General features: G+C 55.8%; 12 protein-coding genes. 3 read left to right on the forward strand and 9 right to left on the reverse strand.

All coding sequences use genetic code 11. The features are described 5' to 3' along the window. The first annotated feature begins 82 nt into the window (after positions 1-82). Positions 83-1,975: an amidophosphoribosyltransferase gene (locus HQ37_RS02090; protein ID WP_036879695.1), complete on the forward strand. Its 1,893-nt coding sequence runs from the start codon at positions 83-85 to the stop codon at positions 1,973-1,975. Positions 1,976-2,360: 385 nt separating this feature from the next. On the opposite strand, the gene hydE is transcribed toward HQ37_RS02090, so the two are convergent. The 4 genes from hydE to HQ37_RS02115 all read right to left on the reverse strand — a co-directional run bounded on the left by hydE (position 2,361) and on the right by HQ37_RS02115 (position 8,198). Continuing rightward, positions 2,361-3,398, reverse strand: a complete 1,038-nt coding sequence (gene hydE, locus HQ37_RS02100; protein WP_036879700.1) for a [FeFe] hydrogenase H-cluster radical SAM maturase HydE — start codon at positions 3,396-3,398, stop codon at positions 2,361-2,363. Between the two features lie 54 nt (positions 3,399-3,452). Continuing rightward, positions 3,453-4,925, reverse strand: coding sequence for a monomeric [FeFe] hydrogenase (locus HQ37_RS02105; protein WP_036879703.1), 1,473 nt, complete (start codon positions 4,923-4,925; stop codon positions 3,453-3,455). Between the two features lie 563 nt (positions 4,926-5,488). Then, positions 5,489-7,327 (reverse strand): DEAD/DEAH box helicase, encoded by a 1,839-nt coding sequence (locus tag HQ37_RS02110; protein WP_036879706.1) that lies wholly within the window; start codon positions 7,325-7,327, stop codon positions 5,489-5,491. A gap of 244 nt (positions 7,328-7,571) precedes the next feature. Further along, positions 7,572-8,198, reverse strand: coding sequence for an SIS domain-containing protein (locus tag HQ37_RS02115; RefSeq protein ID WP_036879709.1), 627 nt, complete (start codon positions 8,196-8,198; stop codon positions 7,572-7,574). Between the two features lie 69 nt (positions 8,199-8,267). On the opposite strand from HQ37_RS02115, the gene HQ37_RS02120 reads away from it, so the two are divergent. Next, positions 8,268-9,491, forward strand: coding sequence for a pitrilysin family protein (locus HQ37_RS02120; protein WP_036879711.1), 1,224 nt, complete (start codon positions 8,268-8,270; stop codon positions 9,489-9,491). 16 nt (positions 9,492-9,507) lie between these two features. Here the strand turns inward: HQ37_RS02120 and pgl are convergent, their stop codons facing one another. From pgl to HQ37_RS02145, 5 genes are read right to left on the reverse strand one after another with little or no spacing between them, the layout of a single operon-like run. After that, the gene (pgl, locus tag HQ37_RS02125; RefSeq protein ID WP_036879714.1) at positions 9,508-10,209 is read right to left on the reverse strand and encodes a 6-phosphogluconolactonase; all 702 of its coding nucleotides are present in this window, start codon (positions 10,207-10,209) and stop codon (positions 9,508-9,510) included. Continuing rightward, positions 10,206-11,747, reverse strand: coding sequence for a glucose-6-phosphate dehydrogenase (gene zwf / locus HQ37_RS02130; RefSeq protein WP_052080693.1), 1,542 nt, complete (start codon positions 11,745-11,747; stop codon positions 10,206-10,208). Before zwf ends, pgl begins: the two co-directional genes overlap by 4 nt. 55 nt (positions 11,748-11,802) lie before the next feature. Then, complete coding sequence (recO, locus tag HQ37_RS02135; RefSeq protein ID WP_036879728.1) at positions 11,803-12,555, reverse strand: DNA repair protein RecO; 753 nt, start codon at positions 12,553-12,555, stop codon at positions 11,803-11,805. Positions 12,556-12,558: 3 nt separating this feature from the next. Continuing rightward, a complete protein-coding gene (locus tag HQ37_RS02140) occupies positions 12,559-13,269 on the reverse strand; it encodes a YjjG family noncanonical pyrimidine nucleotidase (protein ID WP_036879730.1) in 711 nt (236 codons plus the stop codon). Then, complete coding sequence (locus HQ37_RS02145; protein WP_036879733.1) at positions 13,269-14,123, reverse strand: hypothetical protein; 855 nt, start codon at positions 14,121-14,123, stop codon at positions 13,269-13,271. The genes HQ37_RS02140 and HQ37_RS02145 overlap by 1 nt, the downstream gene beginning before the upstream one ends. Positions 14,124-14,826: 703 nt before the next feature. On the opposite strand from HQ37_RS02145, the gene HQ37_RS02150 reads away from it, so the two are divergent. Beyond that, positions 14,827-16,575, forward strand: coding sequence for a phospho-sugar mutase (locus HQ37_RS02150; RefSeq protein ID WP_036879735.1), 1,749 nt, complete (start codon positions 14,827-14,829; stop codon positions 16,573-16,575). The last annotated feature ends 80 nt before the right edge of the window (positions 16,576-16,655 follow it).

A 16,655-nucleotide genomic window follows, 5' to 3' on the forward strand; every position in this document is an offset into this window, starting at 1 on the left:
ACCGAGGAGCAGAAGACTCCGAGGCTCAGCCTCTTGCCTTTTCGCCCGAGAGCACTATTCACCAGCCAACATAACAAACTCAATGGAACCACTTAAACATGAGTGTGGCATCGCCACCATTCGTCTTCGCAAGCCGCTGTCCTACTACCAAGAGAAGTACGGCACCTGGATGTACGGCCTCAACAAGCTTTACCTGCTTATGGAGAAGCAGCACAACCGAGGGCAGGAGGGTGCAGGGATGGCCGTTGTCAAGCTGCATAGCTCTCCGGGGGAAGAGTATCTCTACCGCCATCGTGCCGAAGGAGCCTCTGCAATCAAGGAGATCTTCGACATGGTGCATCAGTCCTTCAGGGAGGTCGATACTCGCCAGCTTACCAATATGAGCTTCGTGGAGAATAGCCTGCCCTTCGCAGGCGAATGCTACATGGGGCATCTGCGCTATAGCACCTCGGGCAAGAATGGACTGACCTACGTCCATCCGATGATCCGACGCAGCAATTGGAAGGCCAAGTGTCTAGCCATCTGCGGCAACTTTAACCTCACCAACGTGAGCGACGTCTTCGACAAGATCGCCTCCGTAGGCCAGCACCCCCGCCACGTCTCGGACATGCACATCCTGCTCGAGCAACTGGGGCATCGCCTCGACAGAGAGGTCGAGCGGGTCTACAAGCGAGGGCATGATCAGGGACTTCGTGGGATGGAGATCACCCACTTCATCGAGCGAGAGATCGACCTGGTCAATCTGCTCAAGGAGTGTGCCCCTCTTTGGGATGGCGGCTATGCTATGTGCGGGCTAACGGGCAGTGGCGAGAGCTATACGCTCAGAGACCCCTGGGGTATCCGCACAGCCTTCTACTACGCTGACGATGAGGTCATCGTTGTGGCCTCGGAACGGCCAGTGATCCAAACGGTCATGAATGTGAAGAGCGATCGGATCCGTGAGCTCAAGCCTGGCGAGGCCATTCTGATCAATAGAGCGGGCCAGATGCGCCTGGAGCAGATCCTCGAGCCCAAGGAGCTCTTCCGCCCCTGCTCGTTCGAGCGGATCTACTTCTCCCGTGGCAGCGACGAAGATATTTACCTAGAGCGTAAGGCTCTAGGGCATCAGCTCACTGAGCGCATCCTGCGTTCGGTGAATGACGACATAGATCATACGGTCTTCTCCTTCATCCCCAACACTGCGGAGGTGGCCTACTTCGGAATGCTCGAGGGGATGAATGAGCGTCTCGATAACGAGAAGCTCGAGGCCCTAAGGGCTCTCAAAGAGCCCACCGACGAAGAGATCCGAAGCATCCTACAGCGTAGAGTACGCAGCGAGAAGGTCGCCATCAAGGATATTAAGCTACGCACCTTCATCTCCGAGACCAAGAGCCGCAACGACCTGGCCTCACACGTCTACGACATCACTTATGGCTCGGTAACCCCTGGGGTGGACAACCTCGTAGTCATCGACGACAGCATCGTCCGAGGCACTACGCTCAAGCAGAGTATCCTAAGCATCCTCGACAGGCTAGAGCCGAAGAAGATCGTCGTCGTCTCGAGCTGTCCTCAGGTTCGCTACCCGGACTATTACGGGATCGATATGAGCAGAATGAAGGAGTTCATCGCCTTCCGCTCTGCGGTCGAACTGCTACGAGATCGAGGGATGATGCACCTACTGGACAAGCAGTATGAGAAGGCTCGAGAGCTCTCGAGCTGCCCATGGAGTGAGCCCGTGGAGAATGTAGTCAAGGCAATCTACGCCCCCTTCACCGATGAGGAGATCTCGGCCAAGATGGTCGAGCTGCTCCGTCCTAAGGATCTGAGGGCCGAGGTCGAGCTCGTCTTCCAGGGAATGGAGGGGCTGCATAAAGCGATCCCCAACCACCCAGGCGACTGGTACTTCAGCGGTGATTATCCCACGCCTGGAGGTAGCCATCTAGTCAATCAGGCCTTCATCGACTATATGGAGCAAGAGCGGCCAACGGGTCGATAGCCTCTAGAGCGAGCAGACAAGTCTTCATGCAACGAGCGCGGGGGAGGGCCTAAGCCCTCCCCCGCGCTCGTTGCGAGTCTGTGGGCTCATCCGCCTCTCCACTTGCTCGTCAAGTGTGCAGACGTCCCCACCTCGATCCTATACAGGAACCCGACTGAGCCCTCTCCGAGAGCTCGAATGAGGGTCAATCGAGACCTCAAGTGAGGGTTCTCCGAGAACCCTATCTCGATCGAGATAGGGAAGCACGTGAGATCCAGGTAGGAGCTCAATAGAGATATAAATAGGAGTTCGGCGGCGATCCTAATTGGGTTCCCATCGAGGCTCTATCGAGAGCTCTCAGGCGAGGCCGAAGGAATGGTCTAGAGAGGGGGCGAGCCCCATCGACCTAATAGGGGCTATCGCCACGCTCGAAGGAGAGCTCGTAACCGATGCTCTCCAACTGCTGGCTCAAGAGGTGCAAGCCCTCGGCAGCCTCCGCCCCCAGGGCAGCCTTGTCATTGTACAGCTCGTACTTCTTGCGCTGCTCGGCGGGCGAGAGGTTGGGCATGACGACATTGCAGCCAGCGAGGATACCCCTAAGCCTCCCCTCGGGGTGCAGAGTCGCCAGTGCCGTTGTCGAGGGTATCAAGGCACGTGGATGCATCAGGCGCAGGATAGACAGGAGGCGCAGTGTGAGCTCGAGCGATCCTGCCCTCTCCGCTGCGAAGGGGGTCTGCTTATGCGGCAGGAAAGGCCCTAGACCGATCATCTGCGGACGAAACTCCTCGATGAAGCGAATGTCCTGGATCAGGTGATCGATCGTTTGCCCAGGCGAACCCACCATGACACCCGTACCAGTCTGGAAGCCGATCTCCCGAAGCACCCTGAGACACTGCTGCCTGTGCTCGGCAGACATACCCTCGGGGTGCAGTCTAGCGTAGTGCTCGGGGTCGAAGGTCTCATGGCGCAGGAGAAAGCGATTAGCCCCAGCAGCGAAGAAGCGTTCGTAATCCCCCCGGTCCCACTCACCCAGCGAGAGCGTGATCGCACAGTCGGGGTACCCTTGGCGGATCTCCCCGATCAGGCGCACCAGCCGATCAGCCGTCCAGTAGGGGTCTTCCCCACCCTGCAGAACGAAGGTTCTAAAGCCCAACGAGTAGCCATGAGCACAGCACTCGATGATCTGCTCGTGCGAGAGGCGGTAGCGCAGCACAGCTCGATTGCTCCGCCGAATGCCACAGTAGTAGCAGTCGTTGCAGCAGATATTCGTCAGCTCGATCAGCCCACGAATGTAGACCTTGCGGCCGTAGTGCAGCTGGCGCACCTCTTGGGCCTGCTCGGAGAGCAAATGCAGAGAGAGAGCATCGCAGGCACTGAGCAGTCTGCGAAGCTCTCTCTCGGGGAGCGTCTCTTCGTCTCGAAGACGACGGATGATCTCGTCCAACGCTCTAAGCGTTTATCGTTGTCCCCTTGCGGGAGGATTGGTGGCGAGCAAGCATTAGACCGTCTCCATATCGGCATAGGTCTCCTTGCGCTTGGCTAGCTCGGAGACTAGGCGACGAGTACCAGCGGCCGTATCACCATGGGCGCAAGGGCCTGTGATGCACCCTCCAGGGCAAGCCATGACCTCGATGAATTGGGCAGGGGCCTTCTTCGTCTTGGCTGCTGTGCGCAGGAGGGTCATGCTCTTACGGTCAATATCTGCGATGTTGAGGGCGGTGAAGCTGCTGGCCTTCTCCTTGAGATAGGCCTGCACCGAGCCCATCACTCCACCAGCTTGGGCGAAGCCATGGGCCTCACGAACGGAGGTGAAGGCTGGCGCATACTCGGGAGCTTCGTCCAGCACAACGCCCATGCCGTCTAGGATGGCGGCCATCTCCTCGAAAGTCCAAACGAAGTCCACAGCCTCGTCTCGCTTGGCCTCCTGACGCTTCGCCAGGCAAGGGCCGATGAAGACAATCTCGGCGTCGGGATGCTGCTGCTTGGCAATGCGGGCAGCATAGTACATGGGCGAACCCGTATGCGAGACAAAGGGCTTGATGTCGGGGATATGCTTCTCTGTGAGCTCAATGTAGGCAGGGCAGCAAGAGGTAGTCATGAAGGGCTGACCCTCCTCGAGCTTCTCAAGGAGCTCATGGGCCTCGTTGCTGATCGTATCCATAGCTCCCTGGGCAACCTCGATGACATCGTAGAAGCCGATCTCCTTGAGAGCTCCGTAGACCTTATCGATCGAGGTCTTGAACTGTCCGAGCACCGAGGGGGCGGGGATGGCTACCATCTTCTTCCCCTCACGAATGCGCTGCAGGACGTCGAAGGTCTGACTGATCTCGAAGATTGCTCCGAAGGGACAGGCATTGACACACTTACCGCAGTAGATGCAGCGGTTCTCGTCGATACGCTCGATGCCGTGCTCGTCCTTCTTGATCGCCTTGACGGGGCAAGCCTCCTCACAGGGGACGGGGATGTAGACGATGGCATGATAGGGGCAGCTCTTGTGGCAGATCCCACAGCTGATACACTTGTCATGGTCGATCTCCGCCTGCCCGTTGCGCTTGAAGTCTACGGCATCCTTGGGGCAATTGCTCGAACAGCTCTGTGCGACGCAGCCCTTACAGAGGTTAGAGACCTCGTAATTGACCTGCACACAGGACGAGCAAGCCTCATCGATCACGCAGAGGATGTTCTCCTTGAGGATTTGCTTGCGCTCGAGGGCCTTACGAGCATAGTCCGAGAGAGGGGTCAGCTCGTCGGTCTCGTCGCTCATATCATAGCCGAGCAGGGGGAGCGATTTGTACTTCCACACCACTCGCTCCTTGTGGATGCAGCAGCGTCCACGAGGCTTGGCATTGCGGGGGCTAAAGCGTAGGGGAAGGCGGTCGATGTCCTCGACGAGTTTGTCATCTTTCCACAGGCGTACGAGCTCTGCGAGTAGGCGATGACGCACGATCATCACATTGTTGGTAAAGGCCATATTGCTTAGTTTTTAGTGTCTTGTCGGCTAGAGCAAAAGAGGGGAGGCAGCCCTGGGTATATCCGTCTCTAGGGAATAGCTAGGCCTTGCCTCCAAGCATCCAAATGGTCTTATAAAATCCGTTTATAGTAGGTGAATAAATCCATGGCGAAATTACTCATTTGCCCATAAATGAGCAAATATCTAGCCCACCGCTACAGACATTTCTACACTTCAGTGTGAGTCCCTCATGCTGAGGCAATTGGCTTCCTCGGCCAAGCGTCCAAATTTTCTTGCGGAAGAAAATTTATTTCCTTGCGGAAGAAAATATTTTTTCTTGCGGAAGAAAATAAATTTTCGTGCGCACGAAAATTTATTTCTCTGCGCACATAAATTTGCGGCTCTGCTCACCCTCTTACAGGAAGCCCCCTAGAGGCTGCCCCCTCATTCCCCAGGGTGGATCCTCAGCCCCCCCTCAAGGCCCCATACAAAGCAAGCGTGCCGACCGATCTGTCCAAGATCAGCCGACACGCTCTAGGAGTCAATGGGGTGGAGACTACGATCAAGCCCCTCCCCCGAGGGGGCTAACGCTCCCGACGCTTGCTCGGGATATAGGCACTCTGACCACGACGGTTACGCTCCCTGGCGTCTCCCTCCCTCGAGCGACGCTCCCTTGCCTGCGGCTTTCGCTCCCAGCCCGAGGGCTGATCATCGAAGCGGCGAGAGGAAGACTTCTTCTCTCGGGCCTTCGCCTTCTTGGTATTGAAGTCCCCGATCTGAGCCTCCTCGGCATACTCGACCGAGATGCGACGGCCCTCGACCTCGAAGCGGTTCATCGAGGCCACCACATCGGCTGCCTCGGCCTCGTCCACCTCAAAGAAGGAGAAGCGAGGCATCAGATCGATCTTCCCAATACGCACGCGACCTGGGACGCACTTATTGATCAGCTCAATAAGCTTATTGGGGTACATCCGATCGAACTTGCCGAAGTTGATGAATAGGCGCGTCATCCCCTCCTCAGCCATAGCATTACGCTTGTCTCGCTTGGCCTTGGCCTCGCCGTGCAGTCGTCCCTTCTCGTCGGCCTCCTCAATCTCCTCGACACTCTCGTAGTAGTCGAGCAGACGGCGAAACTCGAGCAACATCAAGCGACGAATGAGCTCGTCCTTCTCGATCCAATCGAGCTTGCGCACAATGCCCGGCAAGAAGCTCTCCAGCGTGGCATCCTCAGTCAGCTCCACCCGCTCGATCTTGTCGGCTAGGTTGTAGAGCTGCTTCTCGCAGATGGCACTCCCCGAGGGGATGCGCACCCGCTCGATCTTACTCCCGACGATGCGTTCAATATCTTTCAGGCGACCTCGCTCACGGCTGTGGCAGATGGCGATAGAGAGACCCGTCTTGCCAGCTCGAGCCGTACGGCCGCTGCGGTGCGTATAGCTCTCGACATCGTCAGGCAGGCCGTAGTGGATGACGTGCGTTAGGTCGTCCACATCCAATCCTCTGGCGGCAACGTCCGTTGCCACAAGGATCTGTAGGTTGCGAATGCGAAACTTCTGCATCACATAGTCTCGCTGCGCCTGGCTGAGCTCGCCATGCAGCGAGTCGGCATTGTAGCCGTCCTGGATGAGTTGGTCGGCGATCTCCTGAGTCTCCTTGCGAGTTCGGCAGAAGACAATCCCGTAGATATTGGGATAGAAGTCTGCAATACGCTTGAGGGCAAGGTACTTGTGCCGAGCCGCCACCATGTAGTAGGTATGCTTGATATTCGCATTGCCTGCATTCTTATTGCCCACGGTGATCTCCTTGGGGTTCTTCATGTACGAAGAGGCTATGCGGGCGATCTCCTTAGGCATCGTGGCCGAGAAGAGGAGCAAATGACGCTCCTCAGGCACTTCGCTCAGAATCGTCTGGAGGCTCTCGCTGAAGCCCATATTGAGCATCTCGTCAGCCTCGTCCAGGACGACCGTATGCACCGAGGAGAGCGAGGCTGCCCCACGCTCCATCAGGTCAATCAGACGGCCAGGCGTGGCGACAATCACCTCTACCCCACGCTTGAGGGCTCGGATCTGCGCCTCGATCGAGGAACCTCCATAGACAGGCAAGATGCGCACCTGGGGCAAATACTTGCTGTATGAGGTCAGATCGTCAGCGATCTGTAGGCAAAGCTCTCGTGTGGGGCAGAGCACCAAGGCCTGAGGCTTGGACTGCTCGCCCTGGGGCATGAGGGAAATATTCTGCAGCAGAGGCAGGCCAAAGGCTGCCGTCTTGCCCGTCCCCGTTTGGGCTAGGGCAATCAGGTCAATGGCTTCTCCCAAGAGATAGGGGATTACAGCCTCCTGTACGGGCATAGGTTGTTCGTAGCCAAGGTCAGTGATGGCTTGGCATATCGGAGCGGATACTCCTAGTTCTAAGAAACTTTTCATTGTTTTGAGTAAGTGCACAGCTCCTAGACTGGTATCCCTAGAGAGGGAATGCCCCAAGCTTAGTAGTCTGTACGATTGAGAATAAGTGAAGGCCACAAGCCTTGCAGCCTGCCACTCGGCAAGCAGATCTTGGGCAGCTCTGGTCTAGGGTTTTTAGGCCCCAAAGAGGAGGAGGCAGACACCTAGAACCCAAAGGCTCTCAACGTGCTGCGGATAGATGTGGAGGGAGAAGTGGACAAGAGAACTAACCCTGAGTACTCAACGTACGGCTCTTGTGTCCGAGATAACCTCCGTGATGCCTGAGGGCATAGTCCTGATACGAGAAGCCTATGCGCTGCATCATGCTAACGACCAACAGGTCTCCCAGGACGGTCATCACCGTCGTACTCGTCGTAGGCGTTAGCCCGAGGGGGCATAGCTCGCGAGGGTTACCTGTGGACAGGCTTACATCTACCATCTCAGCCAGAGGGCTATCTGTATTGCCTGTGATCAATATAATAGGTATGCTGGGGATCATATTGCGAGCAAGCTCGACCAGTTCGATTACCTCTCTCGTCTTGCCGGAGTTGCTGATGAGTAATAAAATATCCTTGGAGCAAACCATCCCGAGGTCGCCATGCTGCGCCTCACTGGGATGCAAGAAGTACGCTGGTGTCCCTGTCGAGCTAAAGGTCGTAGCAATGTTGAGGGCGATCTGCCCAGCCTTGCCCATCCCCGAGGTGATCAGGCGACCACCCTGGCGGTGTACGGCCTCTAAGATGAGCTCTAGTGCTCGCTCGTAGTCATTGTCTTTGGGTATAGACCTAAGAGCTGTAATCTCTGCCTGCAGCATCTCGTCGATCGAGATGAATGGAGCTTGACTTGGTTGCATACCTATATTTGATTGTGGTACAAATGTATTAGTTTTGCCGCTATAAACAAAATATATTGTAATAATTGTATGGATTACCAACAGCATACGCTTCCCTCCGGGCTCAGGATCGTACTCCGACCTGCTCGAGGGCAGGTTGCCTATCTAGGTGTCGCTGTAGGTGTTGGCTCGAGGCATGAGAACGGCCGACAGCATGGCCTGGCTCACTTCACCGAGCATATGCTCTTCAAGGGGACACGCAAGCGCAATGCAAGGCAAATCATCCAACGCCTCGAAGGTGTAGGCGGTGCTCTTGATGCCTATACCTCCAAGGAGGAAACCCTCGTCTATGCCGTCGTCCCACAAGCCTACTTCAGCCGATCGCTACAGCTACTCTCCGATATTGTCTGCTCCAGCATCTTCCCTGTCGAGGAGCTAGAGCTAGAGCGGACGGTGATCACCGACGAGATCGCCTCGTACGAAGATAGCCCTTCAGAACTCATCTTCGACGAATTTGAGCAGCTACTCTTCCGAGCCCATCCTCTGGGACATCCTGTGCTGGGGACTGTCCGCTCGGTCTCTTCGTTCACCAAGAGAATGCAGGAGGATTTCTTCCACAGGCATTACCACACGGGCAATATGGTGCTATTCGTCCAGGCGGATATTGCACTCGAAGAGCTCGTCCAGCGAGCAGAGGAGCTCTTCCCCAGCAAGGGGCAGAGGGGGGCAAGGGCCTTGGAGACCTCGACGATGATAGCCCATCCACCTCAGTACCAGCTTAGGCGCAGACAGACGCATCAGCGTCATGTCATCATCGGGGGCTATGCCTACTCGATGCACTCACCTAAGAGACTAGCCTTAAATATTTTGGTCAACCTGCTCGGAGGGGCAAGTATGAACTCTCGACTCAACCTCCTGCTCCGAGAGCAGAACGGCCTCGTCTACCATGTCGAATGCAGCTATACAGCCTACTCCGACACTGGGATGGTAGCCATATACTTCGGCTGCGCTCCGAGACACATGTCCCGGGCTATAGAGCTTGTCGAGGGCGAACTGCTACGCCTGTGCCAAGAACCCCTTAGCGAGACCGAACTGCTGGCTACCAAGCGTCAGCTCAAGGGACAGCTAGCCGTGGCGAATGACAACCCGGAAACGACCTTCCTATCTCTAGGCAAGAACTACCTGCACCACGGCAAGGTAGACTCGGAGGAGGAGCTCTATGAGCGCATTGATGCCGTAAGTCCCGAGCTGCTGCACGAGGTTGCCCTAGAGGTGCTGCATCCGAGCCTCATGCACCGCCTCATCTATGCCTAGGGCCTAGGCCTCGGGGCTAGTGCAGCTGCTGATCTGTATAGAAGGCAATATCGTCTCTCTCCCGAATCAGGTAGGCACTAGGATAGGCCTCGGAGCCTGGAGCCTGGGAGAGGATCTCCGCCAGGATAGCCCCTTTGCTCGCCCCTACTGCATGAAAGAGCACTCGCCGAGCCGCTAGGATCGTCGGGCCAGTCAAGGCGATACGCTTCTGCCCCGAGGGGTGGGTCGCCACAACGTAGGGGGTGGGGGTAACGAGGAGCTTCATCTGATGGGGGAAGATCGATGAGGTATGCCCATCGTCGCCCATCCCCAGGATAATAAGGTCGAAGACTGGGAGCGAAGAGGCCATCGGAAGTCTTTGCCTTACAAGCTGGGTATAACGCTCAGCCTCCTGCTCGGGATCAGCCTCGCCATGGATGCGATGGATCTGCTCCGCGAGAAGGGGTACATGCTCCAGGAGGGCTCGGCGTGTCATACCATAGTTGCTCTCGGAGTCTGTAGGGGGCACACACCGCTCATCCACCCAATAGAGCTCGATATGATGCCAGGCGATGCGCTCCCGGTAGTCTTCGCCGGCCATTAGCTCGAAGAGGAGCTTAGGCGTACTCCCCCCCGAGACAGCCATACGGAGGCGGCCAGCCTGACTCAGCGGTAGGATCTCCTCTTCGATGAGGGCTCGAGCCACCTGCTCGCTCGAGGGATAGGTCTTCAGGATCATAGCTCGCAGTAGAGATCAGAGTTGGTTAAGTTCTTACAGGGATTTGTCCAGCTATGCCCATGGTCGATGATGCTATCGCTCTGCTTAGGCCCCCAAGTACCCGCAGGATAGCCATAGAGGGGGAAGTCCTCCTCCTGCCAAGCCTTAATAATCGGATCAAAGAACCTCCAGCTCATCTCTACAGCATCGCTACGGGTGAAGAGCGTAGAGTCGCCCAACATACAGTCCTCCAAGAGACGAGAGTAGGCATCACCCGAGGCTAAGCCCCCGAGCTGATCATAGGAGAACTCCATGGACACCTTCTTCACCTCAAAGCCAGAGCCTGGCATCTTGGCAGCGAACTTGAGCACAATCCCTTCGTCGGGCTGTATGCGGATGATCAGCTGGTTGGGGATAGAGCGGCCATCGCTCGAGGCAAACATCTTGTGCGGGGTAGGCTTGAAGTGCACAACGATCTCCGTAACCTTCGTTGGCATCATCTTACCCGTACGGATATAGAAAGGAACGCCATGCCAACGCCAGTTGTCGATATAGAGCTTCATGGCCACGAAGGTCTCGGTACGGCTATCGGCTGCGATTTTATCCTCGTCTCGGTAGGCTAAATGATTGATACCCTTCCACTCGCCTTCGGTGTACTGTCCTCGGATCACTCGCTCTCGGATGTCAGTCTCACTCATGGGAGAGAAGGACTGGTAGACCTTGACCACCTCGTTGCGGAAGAGGTCTGCGTTGAACTGTACTGGGGGCTCCATGGCCACTAAGGCCACTAGCTGAGCGAGGTGGTTCTGCACCATATCTCGCAGAGCTCCCGTCTCATCATAGAAGCCGCCCCGGCTCTCTACACCCATGTTCTCCACGGCCGTAATCTCCACACGATCGATATAGTTCCTGCTCCACAGAGGCTCGAAGATCCCGTTGGCGAAGCGCAGAGCCATGATATCCTGCACTGTCTCTTTACCGAGGAAGTGGTCAATACGATAGAGCTGATGCTCCTCGAAGGCACTCTGATAGATACGATTGAGCTCCTCCGCCGAGGCCAAATCATAGCCGAAGGGCTTCTCGATCACGATGCGTCTCAGGCCCGTCGTCTCGTCCTCGACGTTGAGCCCCACCGAAGCCAAATGCCTGGGGATATCCCCATAGAGCGAGGGAGGTGTAGAGAGGTAATAGATGTAGTTACCAGGGTTGGAGATCTCCCGATCAATAGAGCTCAGACGCTCGCACAACTCCCCATACTGAGCCCCATCGGAGGGGTCGATCGAGAGATAGTACACCGAGCTGAGGAACTGCTCGGCCATGGAGGCATCGTACTCCCCACGGGCGAGATACTTCTCAAGCGAGGTATCTAGATGTGGGCGATAGGTCTCGTCCGTATAGGCACTGCGCCCCACACCGAGGACTGCAAAGCGACGAGGAAGCTTGCCCTGCTTGAAGAGCTGATAAAGTGAAGGGATGAGCTTGCGCTTGGTCAAGTCTCCTGAACCACCGAAGATCACGAGGACTAGGCTCTCGGGCTTACTAAGAGGTTTCTGTAACATATCGATAAGTGCTTGATGCGATTGTGAATATATGAAGACAACCCCTCCGCCCCTCTTAGGGTTCACTGCCAGAGGGCTGATGTGCCCCTCGAAGGATCTGTAAAGATCTCAGCATGGGGAAGTCGGGCAGATGTAGGCGGTAGTAGGTCAAGGTCCAGTCTAGGATGTAGGAGCGTTGCTCCCGATTGAGCATAAGGCTGGGCAGGCGGTCATAGCTCAACCGCCGCAGCACGGGCAAGAGCCGAGCCACCTCGGGCGGCAGAGCATAATGCACATCCGTGGGGTAAGGCGTATAGCTCGAGTCGATGAGATCGAACCACATGCGCTCATTGTAGCCCGAGGGGCGAACGAGGTTGGGCTCGATGGCTAGATGATGGAGTAGACGAAAGCAGAAGAAGAGGTAAAAATTCGCCACCCCTTGCTCCATCGTCTCCAAATGCTCTATTCCTCGACGGATGAAGTCGTACGTGGGCTCGTCCGCCTGCCCCTCGCCCAGTGCCCGAGAGAGGAGCTCGCTGATGAATAGCACTTGGGCCGCCTTGCTCGACTCCACCTGGATGCGCCAATGGGCCGAGAGGCGATGCGACTGTCTCAGGAGGTAGAGACCGCCCCCCTTGCGAGACTGCCGCAGCTCTAGCTCCAGCTCCGTAAGAGGGGAGAAGCTGCTGCGAGAGATAGAGGCCGTGCGCCTGCCCTGAGGCACCAGCACTCCGATGCGTCCGAGCTCTCGGCTGTAGACCTGGGCGATGAAGTAGCGGTCGTTGTAGGCCCTGCGGTGCAGGACGATAGCATGACTAGTAAGGGTCATAGCCTAGAGGAGACGATAGAGCTCTCGCAGATCGTGGATTTGGGTCAGCAGCGTACTCTGCCCTGCATCCTCGGGCAGGGATAGGTGCTCAGGATTGTACCATAGGCTTCGGATGCCTGAGGCTGTCGCCCCAGTGATGTCTGTGCCCCAGCTATCACCGATCATAAGGGTTTCATCAACTGAGCAACCCATCTGCTCAAGCGCATGGGCGAAGATGCGAGGGTCAGGTTTGTTGTAGCCCACCTCGTCCGAGAGGACTACCCCATGGCAATAGCGAGAGAGCCCGCTACGCTCGAGCTTGTCATACTGCAACTCTCGAAAGCCATTGCTCAGGATGCAGATACGATAACGCTCATGCAGATAGGCCAAGACCTCCAAGGCATGAGGGCAGAGCGTGCGTTTGAGGCGCACACGACCCCGATACTCCTCATCGATCGAGAGCCAACTCTCTTCGGATAGATCTAAGAAGTCCTTTAGTGGATGGCTTAGCCGCTCGACACAGAGCTCCTCCTTGGTGATCAGACCATGATTGTAGCGATCCCATAGCTTATTGTTGTGTCGGATATAGACGTCGTAGTAGGCCTCGAAAGAAACAAAATACTGCCCCCAGTCGAGGGCAGTATAGAGCTCTTGCAGGCCATCCCGATTGTTTCTCTGGGTTGCCCAAAGGGTATCATCCAGGTCAATAAGCAGCAGCCTAATGTTTGAGTGCATCAATCTACCTGTACAATGAGCATTTTGGAGCTTGACCAGAAGGCTACGGCATCCTTGATCACTAGGGTAAGGGTCTTATCGCTACCAGGGACGAACTCGTAGGAGGACTCAGGGTGCAAGGAGAGCACCTTAGCCTTCTTGCTCATCAAGGGAATTTGAGCCAGCTCTCGCAGATCTGCGCTAGTGAAGTAGTCTAGGTTGGCATGCTCGGTGGTCAATCGTCCCCCCTTGATCAACTTCATATCCTTGAGGTCAGAGCTCGTACCGATGCAGTAGCGGACGGTATTCAGAGCCTTATCCTGTGCGGCCAGGGCAGCAGCCTGACTGGCTGAGGTCTCGTTGAGGCGATCGACATCGGCCGAGAGCGAGGAGACCATCGAGTCGAGGGCTCCGAGAGCGATGTTCTTCCGATGTAGCTCTTCGGTCAGTTCTATCATACGGTTCTTCTGCAGGGCAAGCTCCTTCTTCAGCACCGAGATCGTGTGCCTAAGGCGTCTATTCTCCGACTTCCCAGTCTCAAGCTTCTTAGTCAGGGCCTCGAGAGCTTCACTACTGGCACGGAGCTTATCCCCAATAAGCTGCACGTTGTCCTTGATGCGCTCGCGCTCGCTTGTGCGCATATCGCCCGAGTTGGGATTGATGTTGATCATCCCCTCTACCGAAGAGATATCCTGGAAGTTCGTCAGCACACTGGCTACGAGCGAGTCAGTCTCGTTTAGGTCAGCTTCGTAACCCTGCACGACAGCTGTCAGCGAATCAAGCTGACTGCGAATTTGCTTGTAGGCAGTTGAGTTCTCTCCACAAGAGACTAGGGCGAGACACAGGGCTCCAGCCCATATAAATTTCTGTTTCATACCTATGTATATGTAGGAGGGATTAATTTAATCTTCCGCCCCAAAGGTAATCATTTTTCTCTCCCCACATAGATCCTTCTCGAGGCAACGGTCTGATTATCCCCATGAAATGAGAGACTTTACCCCAGTGTTATAAAGGCCAACGAACGGAGAGATTCTCTACGCTCCCAGTAGGCTAATCTCCCTCGTTCCAAGGGCAGTTCATCATCGTAGAAACGACGAAGCCCTCCTCCCCTCACATACCACCTCGATAGCCTCACGAGCGAGAGACCGATAGACCCTCAATGGAGGGGCTATCTAGAGGTGTCGTTGAGAACTAAATAGGATCGCCATCGAGGTATAAATAGGATCTCGATGGAGGTATAAATAGGAATGCAATGGAGATATAAGTAGGAATGCAAGTGAAGTGTAAAATAGGAGTAAAATTGGTCTCTAGCAAGGTTCGCCCGATAGGGACAGGAGGGAGGGTCAGCGACAGGTTGCCCCACATCGGCTGCCCTATCCGAGACAACTTCACCCGCCCCACCCTCTCACACAGCCCATTCAGAGGTCGAAATACCCCAAGCAATCTCAAGAGACAAAGCTCCGAGAGGGTGCGGAGAAAATGATTACCTTTGCAATGGTGTACCCCTCGGCACTGATCGAGGCCGTATGCCAAACAGAAATAGGAAGTTTAATTACTCAGTATAGATAAATTGAATTTATGGGACAAAGTGAATTGCTCGCCCAAGTAAGAGCGAAAGCCCAGGGATGGTTATCCTCAGGCTACGATGCCGAAACACGTGCCGCAGTACAAGCCCTCCTCGACCAAGAGGATAACACTGCGCTGATCGACTCATTCTACAAGGATTTGGAGTTCGGGACAGGTGGCCTGCGTGGGATCATGGGCGTGGGAAGTAACCGAATGAACCGCTACACCGTAGGGGCAGCGACCCAAGGGCTGGCCAATTACCTCAAGCAGGCATTCCCCTCCCTAGAGCAGATCAGCGTTGCGATCGGGCACGACTGTCGTAACAACAGCCCCCTTTTCGCACGCATCACGGCCGAGGTCTTCTCGGCCAATGGAATCAAGGTGTACCTCTTCGAGAGCCTGCGCCCTACCCCCGAGGTATCATTTGCCATCAGAGAGCTGGGTTGCCAGAGCGGCGTAATGATCACCGCCTCGCACAACCCTAAGGAATACAATGGCTACAAAGCCTATTGGAGCGATGGGGCTCAGATGATTGCCCCACATGACCACAACACCATCGTAGAGGTTGGCAAGATTACCCGTGTCGAGGACATCAACTTCCAGGCCAATGAGCAGCTGATCGAGAGCCTCGGAACCGAGATGGATGAGCTCTTCATCAACCGAGTGGCAGCCCTGACCCAGGCCAAGGATGCCATCGAGCGGCACAAAGATATGAAGATCGTCTACACCCCTATCCACGGCACTGGGGTCAAGATGATCCCTGCTGCGCTGAGAGCTATTGGCTTCACCAATATCATCAACGTCCCCGAGCAGGATGTAGTCAGCGGAGACTTCCCCACCGTACATTCCCCTAACCCCGAAGAGCCCGCAGCCCTCGAGATGGCGATCCGTCGTGCCGAGGAGACTGGTGCAGACCTTGTTCTGGCCTCAGACCCAGATGCAGACCGACTGGGCGTGGCTGTACGCAACTTAGAGGGGCAGATGACACTCATCAACGGCAATGAGATCTGTTCGCTGCTCACCTACTACGCCATCATGCAGCGTAAGCAAGCAGGCACTCTCAGCCCCAAGGACTATGTCGTCAAGACCATCGTTACCACCGAACTGATCAAGGCCATCGCAGACAAGAACGGAGTACGGATGTTCGACTGTTATACAGGCTTCAAGTGGATTGCAGACGTAATCCGCAACCACGAAGGCCAGCTGAACTATATTGGCGGTGGAGAAGAGAGCTACGGCTATCTGCGAGAGGACTTCATCCGAGACAAGAGTTCAGTGTCAGCCTGCGCCATGTTTTGCGAGCTAGCAGCATGGGCTCTAGATCAAGGTCTAACGATCTATGAGCTGTTGCAGCAGATCTACCTCGAGTATGGCCTGTACAAGGAGCAGGGTATCAGTGTCGTTCGCCCTGGCAAGAGCGGAGCGGAAGAGATCCAGGCCATGATGCGCAACTTCAGAGAGAATCCTCTACGTCAGCTCGCTGGCAGCCCTGTCATCGAAGTCCTCGACTATCAAAGCCTCAAGGGACAGCGTCTCGAGAGCGGAGAGACTTTCGAGCTGGATATGCCAACGACCAGCAACGTCCTACAGTACAAGACACTCGATGGTACTAAGGTCTCTATCCGACCCTCCGGTACAGAGCCTAAGATCAAGTTCTACATCGGTGTGCGCAGCGAAGCCTCCAGCAAGGAAGACCTTCTAGAGGCTCAGAGGCTCTGCACTGAGAAGATCCAAACGATCCGTCGAGAGCTCGGCATCTAACTCCACCCTGGAGAAGAGCCGGCACAACGTCCATACAAAACTAAAAGAGGCTGTGTCGCAAAAGGTCTATGAGAAACCCT

It is taken from the genome of Porphyromonas sp. COT-239 OH1446 (genome assembly GCF_000768875.1).
Lineage (GTDB): Bacteria > Bacteroidota > Bacteroidia > Bacteroidales > Porphyromonadaceae > Porphyromonas.

What these genes read in the sequence shown, in the direction of transcription:
- HQ37_RS02105 (WP_036879703.1), bottom strand. Translation starts at nt 4,925, where the DNA reads ATGGCCTTTACCAACAATGTGATGATCGTGCGTCATCGCCTACTCGCA.
- HQ37_RS02145 (WP_036879733.1), bottom strand. Translation starts at nt 14,123, where the DNA reads ATGAAACAGAAATTTATATGGGCTGGAGCCCTGTGTCTCGCCCTAGTC.
- HQ37_RS02150 (WP_036879735.1), top strand. Translation starts at nt 14,827, where the DNA reads ATGGGACAAAGTGAATTGCTCGCCCAAGTAAGAGCGAAAGCCCAGGGA.
- HQ37_RS02115 (WP_036879709.1), bottom strand. Translation starts at nt 8,198, where the DNA reads ATGCAACCAAGTCAAGCTCCATTCATCTCGATCGACGAGATGCTGCAG.
- zwf (WP_052080693.1), bottom strand. Translation starts at nt 11,747, where the DNA reads ATGTTACAGAAACCTCTTAGTAAGCCCGAGAGCCTAGTCCTCGTGATC.
- pgl (WP_036879714.1), bottom strand. Translation starts at nt 10,209, where the DNA reads ATGATCCTGAAGACCTATCCCTCGAGCGAGCAGGTGGCTCGAGCCCTC.
- HQ37_RS02090 (WP_036879695.1), top strand. Translation starts at nt 83, where the DNA reads ATGGAACCACTTAAACATGAGTGTGGCATCGCCACCATTCGTCTTCGC.
- HQ37_RS02140 (WP_036879730.1), bottom strand. Translation starts at nt 13,269, where the DNA reads ATGCACTCAAACATTAGGCTGCTGCTTATTGACCTGGATGATACCCTT.
- HQ37_RS02110 (WP_036879706.1), bottom strand. Translation starts at nt 7,327, where the DNA reads ATGAAAAGTTTCTTAGAACTAGGAGTATCCGCTCCGATATGCCAAGCC.
- recO (WP_036879728.1), bottom strand. Translation starts at nt 12,555, where the DNA reads ATGACCCTTACTAGTCATGCTATCGTCCTGCACCGCAGGGCCTACAAC.
- HQ37_RS02120 (WP_036879711.1), top strand. Translation starts at nt 8,268, where the DNA reads ATGGATTACCAACAGCATACGCTTCCCTCCGGGCTCAGGATCGTACTC.